Source organism: Ruegeria sp. CDSA034 (assembly GCF_059612275.1).
In genome coordinates, this window is record NZ_JBXWQH010000033.1 from 1 (window position 1) to 1,498 (window position 1,498).

Annotated in this window: 1 protein-coding gene and 1 pseudogene; both read right to left on the minus strand. The window is 58.2% G+C overall.

The features are described 5' to 3' along the window. Positions 1-392 (minus strand): annotated as a pseudogene (locus tag AC2FLJ_RS22780) (fumarylacetoacetate hydrolase family protein); the annotation flags it as partial. Beyond that, positions 389-1,498 (minus strand): bifunctional 3-(3-hydroxy-phenyl)propionate/3-hydroxycinnamic acid hydroxylase (locus tag AC2FLJ_RS22785; protein WP_496707780.1); only part of this gene is annotated, 1,110 nt, incomplete at its 5' end. The pseudogene AC2FLJ_RS22780 and the gene AC2FLJ_RS22785, both read right to left, overlap by 4 nt.

The window sequence follows — 1,498 nt, forward strand, 5'->3', positions numbered from 1 at the left end:
TCGACGCAGGGGATTGGGTCGACCGGTCCAAGAAACCCGTCGCCACCACCTTGATAGAGCAACGGGTCGGATTCCGAATTTGCAGGCATGTCAACGCCGCGCGCCTTGCGTACAAGCCGCATATGGCTGAGATAGGCGCTACCGTCCGCCCACTGGAACGCTCGCGGCAACGGTGAGGCCAGTGCCGCCGGATCATACGACATGGAATCGACGACGCCGTCCTCGAGTTGTTTTTCAAGGTTGCGCAGGGCAGGCTCGGCGGTCTGCCAGTCTTCGATCGCTTCGCGCAGTGTGGGTGCCACGGATGTGGCCAAAGTCAAACGGGAAAGATCACGGGACACAACGACCAGCGTGCCGTCGCGCCCGCCAGTTTTCAGGGAAGCAAGTTTCATTTTACGGGCTCTCTTTCTATGATGGTTTTGTAAGGGGTTGGCAGGCTCATAGCTGCAATTGCTTTGATGTCTGTCTGAGTCATGGCGCTAGCGGCGATGTATCGGTCAGGGCGCAGCAGAACGGCATTTGCCCCAATTTCGTCCAACGCATCTGCAAAGGCAGGATGCGCTTCTCCATCAAGAACGCGCATGGCTGGCACGACATCACGGGGCAGTTTGTGACGCACCACAAGCACTGGTGCATACCCGATGGCATCATCAAGCCGCTGACCGTCACTGAGTGTCGGCTGGCTGAACAGGTGCCCGGTGTGCGGCGTGTTGCCAACCACGAGGCTGGCCAAATCACTGCGACCAAGTGGGGGCGAGGTGAACTCCATGCGAGCCTTTCCGTCGCAATCAGCTTCTGTTCGTGCCAGCGCGGTGTCGCGATCCATCGTATTGATCAAACCACCTAAGCGCACCGCCGTTTCGATGAACGTGCGCACGTGGGGCGCGCGCTCGGCTTGATAGCTGTCCAGCAAGTCAATTCCGGTTTCGCCATTGACGCAAAGCGCCAGTTTCCACGCCAGATTGGCGGCGTCACGGATCCCCGCGCACATGCCTTGACCCATAAAAGGCGGTGTCAGATGTGCGGCATCTCCGGCGATCATCAATCGACCTTTGCGCCAGTTCTGCGCGATTGCAGATCGAAACGTGTAGACCGCGCTCCGTTCCAGATCCGCATCCTCGGGGCCAATCCAGGGCGCAAGAAAATCCCATATGCGCGCGGTTTGCAAAACCTCGTCGTCGGTTTCGTCATCTAGAACCGTGATTTCCCACCGCCGCCGGTTTTCCGGGCTTCGGCAATAGGTCATTGGACGATCAGGGTTGCTGAACTGAACCGTGTGATCACCCAGATCGGGGCGGTCCCTCTTAAGCAATAGGTCCACGACCAACCAACGTTCGTCAAACCCCAGATCGTCCATGCCAGAACCGATGGCTTCACGCAGCAAAGATCGAGCACCGTCACAGCCGACAACGAAATTGGCCTTAACCATTGTGCTGTGCTCGTCGCCAGCTTTGCGACAGTACAAAGTAACCTCTTCGCCCTGATCCTCGACGCTAAC